Raw genomic sequence first — 5,802 nt, forward strand, 5'->3', positions numbered from 1 at the left:
CAATTTAAAAAACGATTCTGCTGAAAAACAAAGGTTTCACGAACTTGGAACAGAAACAATCAAAAACAGAGAATTGGGTGTTGTGATTGTCAACGGTGGTATGGCAACAAGGTTTGGTGGTGTAGTGAAAGGGATTGTTGAAGTATATGACGGTAAAACTTTTTTACAGATAAAACTTGAGCAGCTAAAAAAGGTAAACCATAAATATGGTGTCGCTATCCCAATATATATAATGAACAGTTTCGCAACTGAAACCGTAACAATTGAATACCTAAAAAAGAATAATTATTTCGGCTTAAAAGATAGTATCAAATGCTTTAATCAGTTCATAGCAAAACGGCTGAACCCTGACGGTAGTTATTTTATCTCAGAAAAAGAAACTGAAATGTATTATGGACCAGGCCATGGCGATTTTGTTTTCGCATTTTCTCAAAGTGGACATTTGTCCAATTTCATTAAAACTGGTGGTAAATATTTATGGTATTCTAATGTAGATAATCTTGGTGCGAGTGTTGAGGAAACAATTTTAGGCTACCATATTGATAAAGAAACAGAAATGACAGTAGAACTTGCTCAAAAATATCACGGTGATAAAGGCGGCGCTCCTGCTGTCGTTGACGGTCATTTAGAAATCGTTGAACAGTTTAAGTTCCCGCCTGATTTTAATCAGGACTCAATTTCTGTTTTCAATACTGCAACCTATATTTTTAAGGCATCCGCACTTAATCAAAAATTTGAACTCCCATTTTATTATGTAGAAAAAAAAATAGGCGAAAAGAAAGTTGTCCAGTTTGAACGGCTTGCAGGCGACCTTTCGTTATTCCTTAAAACTGAGTATATAATAGTGAACCGTGAAGAACGATTCTTTCCAATAAAAACCCCGCAGGATTTGGAAAATAGCCGCGAGAAACTTAAAAAACGGTTCGGATAAAAAAATAGAAAAACAGATTAAGATTAAGATTAAGATTAAGGCAAAATCTTCAACCTAAATGTTTAAGAAGATATTGGTAATCTATTCCGTTTGCATTTTATTTTTTTTGTGTGTATGCATTATACCGCTAAAAAACAGAATAGTCAGTGAAATAAATAATTCCGTAGCACTTGCTATTGAATATGACGATGTGTCGGATTTTTTTGGTATAGAAAAATTAGCAGATTTTAAGACCGCTGGAATAAATACCGTTGTTATTTCTGATGAAAAGGCAAAAGATTTTTTTGCCGAAACTGATGAACTAAAATACAAAAAACTACCACCGGAAAAATATCTTGGTTGTTCACCTGAAAAAATTTCAACTGTTTCTAAACTGGGCTTAAATATCGTTTTATCTGTTCAGGGTAATATTTCACTTATTCCTACAAAAATCCCGAATGTTACTGCGGTTATTCTATCCGACGATTTTTATGGAGAACTCTCGCCTGATTTTAATTATACTTTTGGGATTGTTGAATTTACAAAACAAAAAGAAGTAAAAAAAATATTACAGGAATCAGACGCAGGTTTCAGGATTTTTAAGCTCCGATGGGAGCAGGATTACAAAAAAAATATTGATAGAATAAAAAGAGCGGTACTTGAGCGAAATGTTAGAATTATTATTTTAGACCTGTCACAATCAACTTTAGAGAATACAGTTGAATATATAAACCAATCAAAAAAAGCACTTGCTGAAATTGGCTTTAGAATAGAAACACCAAGCGCTACAAGAAACATAAACCCAAGATTTTCAAATTATGCTGTATTTACAAAAATTGTCTCGTTTTTTATCGCACTGCTCTCGCCAATATGCACGCTTCTGTTTTTAGGTTTCAATATAAAATTCTCAGAAAAATACTCAATTCTAAAAACTGTTGGTGTTTTTGTTGTGTTATCGCTTTTTGCAGTCCTATCAGGCACAGCGATTGCCGGGCTTTTAGCAACAAAAAACTTTATGCTCGGAGTTGAATTATTCAGGGGTATAAAAGTAGTATCGTTATTGCCGATACTAATCCTCATTTATTTATTATACAAAACCGAATTGAAAAGTTTTCTGAAAAAACCTGTATTGTTCGGCGAAATTATTTTTTTAGGTGTGTTATTATTTGTTGTTGGCTTTTATATTCTGCGAACCGGTAATTACGGCACAACCACTTATCTGGAAGATAATTTCAGAATGATTTTAGAAAAGATATTTTTTGTCAGACCACGACTGAAAGAGTTTTTAATCGGACATCCGTTTATGATTTTAGCAATTTATCTGAGATACAAGAAAAACAATCCTCCACCTCCTCCCCCTTTTTTATGGAAACCGTTTTTTATCGTCGGTATTATCGGCCAGATATCAATAATAAATACATTCTGCCATATTCATAGCCCGTTTTTGGTTTCACTATTAAGAACTTTTAACGGTATCTGTCTTGGCATACTTCTTGGAATAATTTTAATTTATCTCTCACAAACAAAAAAAAATACTTGACAGAATGTACATTTTGTGTTATACTATTTTTTGAGAAATGGAGGTGGGTATGGCATTACCGAAGGATTTTGAAATAGTAGCGCTAGAAGCACGGCTCACAAGCACCGTTTATGGTAAATACGGCAAGAAAAACGATAAACTTGAGGATTTCGGGTTAAAATCGTGGAAAAGCGGTGGCAGAAAAGGTCCGCGTAAAACCGCTTAAAAAATGGTTGGCTTCTAATCGGTAGAGGTAGGTTTCTACCAGGCAGAAATAGGTTTCTACCGGACAGTGGTAGGTTTCTACCAGGCAGTGGTAGGTTTCTACCAGGCAGTGGTAGGTTCCTACCAGGCAGTGGTAGGTTTCTACCAGGCAGTGGTAGGTTTCTACCAGGCAGTGGTAGGTTCCTACCAGGCAGTGGTAGGTTTCTACCAGGCAATGGTAGGTTCCTACCAGGCAGTAGACTGTAGACGGCAATTAATTGCCGTCTACTAAGGGGGCAAAATGGCTAAATTTTACAGGTTTATTGATGAGCAAGGTAATCGGCAATTAATTGCCGATTACAAAACATTGGACAAAGTCATAAAAAAATGGCTATCAGTTTTCCTTTCTACCTTTCCATCTCTCTATCTTTCCATCTTTCTATCTTTCTATCTTATCACCTGCCTGTATGCTGCCAGCTGGTCATCTGTTTCCTGTGGTGGTTATCACACCATAGCAATCAATGCGGATGGAACACTCTGGGCTTGGGGAAGGAACGAGTATGGTCAATTAGGGCTTGGAACTACAATACAGATGAATACACCAACACAGGTTGGCAGTGCAACCAACTGGTCATCTGTTTCCTGTGGTGAGTTGTACACAATAGCAATCAAGACGGATAGCACACTCTGGGCTTGGGGAGATAACGGCTATAGTCAATTAGGGCTTGGAACTACAATACAAATGAATACACCAACACAGATAGACAGTGCAACCAACTGGTCATCTGTTTCCTGTGGCGGTAATCACACAATAGCAATCAAGACAGATGGCACACTCTGGGCTTGGGGATGTAACTACTCTGGTCAATTAGGGCTTGGAACTACAATACAAATGAACACACCAACACAGGTAGGAACTTTAACCAACTGGTCATCTGTTTCCTGTGGCAGGGAAAACACAATAGCAATCAAGACGGATGGCACACTCTGGGCTTGGGGATGGAACAACTGTGGTCAATTAGGGCTGGGAACTACAATACAGATGAACACACCAACACAGGTAGGCAGTGCAACCAACTGGTCATCTGTTTCCGGTGGTGGGTATCACACAATAGCAATCAAGACCGATGGCACACTCTGGTCTTGGGGATTGAATGAGTATGGTCAATTAGGGCTTGGAACTACAATACAAATGAATACACCAACACAGGTAGGCAGTGCAACCAACTGGTCATCTGTTTCAAGTGGTGTGCATCACACAATAGCAATCAAGACGGATGGCACACTCTGGGCTTGGGGAGATAACTACTATGGTGAATTAGGGCTTGGTAATTCAGGGGGTAATTGGATTTCATATGACGATGGAATAGATAGAAATACACCAACACAGGTGGGAACTTTAACCAACTGGTCATCTGTTTCCGGTGGTGGGTATCACACAATAGCAATCAAGGCGGATGGCACACTCTGGGCTTGGGGATATAATGTCTATGGTCAATTAGGGCTTGGTGATACAACAGATAGAAACACACCAACACAGGTTAATTATTCTCCAACACTTTCCTGGACGGGTGAAGCGAATTATGTTTCTGATGGGCTTGACCCTGAAACAGGTGTATCTACAAATACATATACATTCCGTGTGAAATATACAGACGCTGATAATGATGCACCTTCAACCATCTCAGTAGTTATTCTGAAAGGTGGGACCGGGATTTCCGGTAGTCCGTTTACAATGACTGCGGTTGACCCCGGCGATACTACTTATACTGATGGTAAATTGTATACATATTCAACTGCACTATCAGCCGGATACGATTACACTTACTATTTTGTCAGTTATGATGTGAACCTCGCAGCCGCTACTGGCGCACCAACATCAGAACTTAAAGATGCACCTGATGTAGCGTTACCGCCAGCATCGTGGACAACTACAGCGCATACTGCAACGGGTAGTTTCAAATGGATAAAGACATATGATAGAGGTTCCGGGTATGGCGAAGGCGGTGCAAGCGCAATTATCGGCTCTGATGGATATTTATATGTATGTGGGAATATAGAGCCGGATACATCAGGTAAAGCAGATATCGCACTGTGGAAGTTTGATAAAGATGGGAATCTGCAAGCCGGTTTCCCGAAATCGTGGGATAGCGGCTCTGGCGAAGATTGCGCTATAGATATTCTTGAAGGTAAAGATGGATACCTGTATTTAGTGGGCTATTCTTCCAGCGGTATTGGTGTTGAAAATTTAGCATTATGGAAATACAGTAAAGATGGTACTTTGCAATCAGGATACCCAAAATTTTACGACTGCGGTGGTGCTGATTTTGCGGTAAGAATGATTCAAGGCGCTGGAACAGATGACAATCTTTATATTGTTGGTTTTTCTACACCTAAAGCAACGATGTATGGTATTATACCATCTATGTTTGATTTTGCACTCTGGAAATATGATACTTCTGGTAATTTAGCTAGCGGGTTTCCAAAATTATGGGATGGCGGTGGCGGTGTCTTTGGCGATTTGGGATATTCAATAATTCAAGGTGCGGATGGATATATATACTGCGGCGGATACTATTATCCAACTGCTGAAGATAATGAAGATGTGGTATTATGGAAATATGATACTTCAGGTAATTTACAGGCAGGTTTCCCAAAATACTATTCAGGAACAGTAGAAGATGCACCATTTGGAATAACACAAGGAAGTGATGGTTATTTGTATCTGGTAGGACATACATCACCTGGTGATGCTATATCTGATGCTGCTGTATATAAATATGATACTTCTGGTAATTTGCAGGCAGGGTTTCCAAAGATATATACGAACTCCGGGAATACTAAAGACAGTATGGTTTCTGCTGCATTCGGTCCTGATGGCTTGTTGTATATTGTAGGTGTCATAGACCGTGATGCAATAACTGCCTGTACTGATACTGACTTTGCACTATGGATATACGATTCTTCAGGAACTTTGAAACAGAGTTCTGTTGAGACATTCAATCAAGGAAGAGATGATGAAGGACATAAAATAATCAATGGTGGTGATGGTTACCTCTACGCAGTTGGCAGGTCAAGTGGAACTGGTTCTGATAAGGATCTGCTGATTGTTAAAATATCATCTTCCGGCGCTGCTGTTACTACACCAGCTGTTACTACACCAGCTACT

General features: G+C 39.0%; 4 protein-coding genes. All 4 read left to right on the top strand.

Going from position 1 to position 5,802, the window contains the following annotated elements; genetic code table 11:
- Positions 1–931: UTP--glucose-1-phosphate uridylyltransferase (locus AB1349_12455; protein MEW6558139.1), on the top strand; the 931-nt coding region annotated here is incomplete at its 5' end.
- A 58-nt stretch (positions 932–989) separates the two neighbouring features.
- Positions 990–2,450 carry a DUF5693 family protein gene (locus tag AB1349_12460; GenBank protein MEW6558140.1) on the top strand — a complete coding sequence of 487 codons (1,461 nt, stop codon included), beginning with the start codon at positions 990–992 and terminating at the stop codon, positions 2,448–2,450.
- A 49-nt stretch (positions 2,451–2,499) separates the two neighbouring features.
- On the top strand, positions 2,500–2,655 hold the full coding sequence (locus tag AB1349_12465; GenBank protein ID MEW6558141.1) for a hypothetical protein: 156 nt from the start codon (positions 2,500–2,502) through the stop codon (positions 2,653–2,655).
- 279 nt (positions 2,656–2,934) lie between these two features.
- On the top strand, positions 2,935–5,802 hold a 2,868-nt coding region (locus tag AB1349_12470; GenBank protein ID MEW6558142.1), incomplete at its 3' end, for a hypothetical protein.

The organism is Elusimicrobiota bacterium, from assembly GCA_040757695.1.
In the GTDB taxonomy this organism is placed as follows: Bacteria; Elusimicrobiota; UBA8919; order UBA8919; family UBA8919; genus JBFLWK01.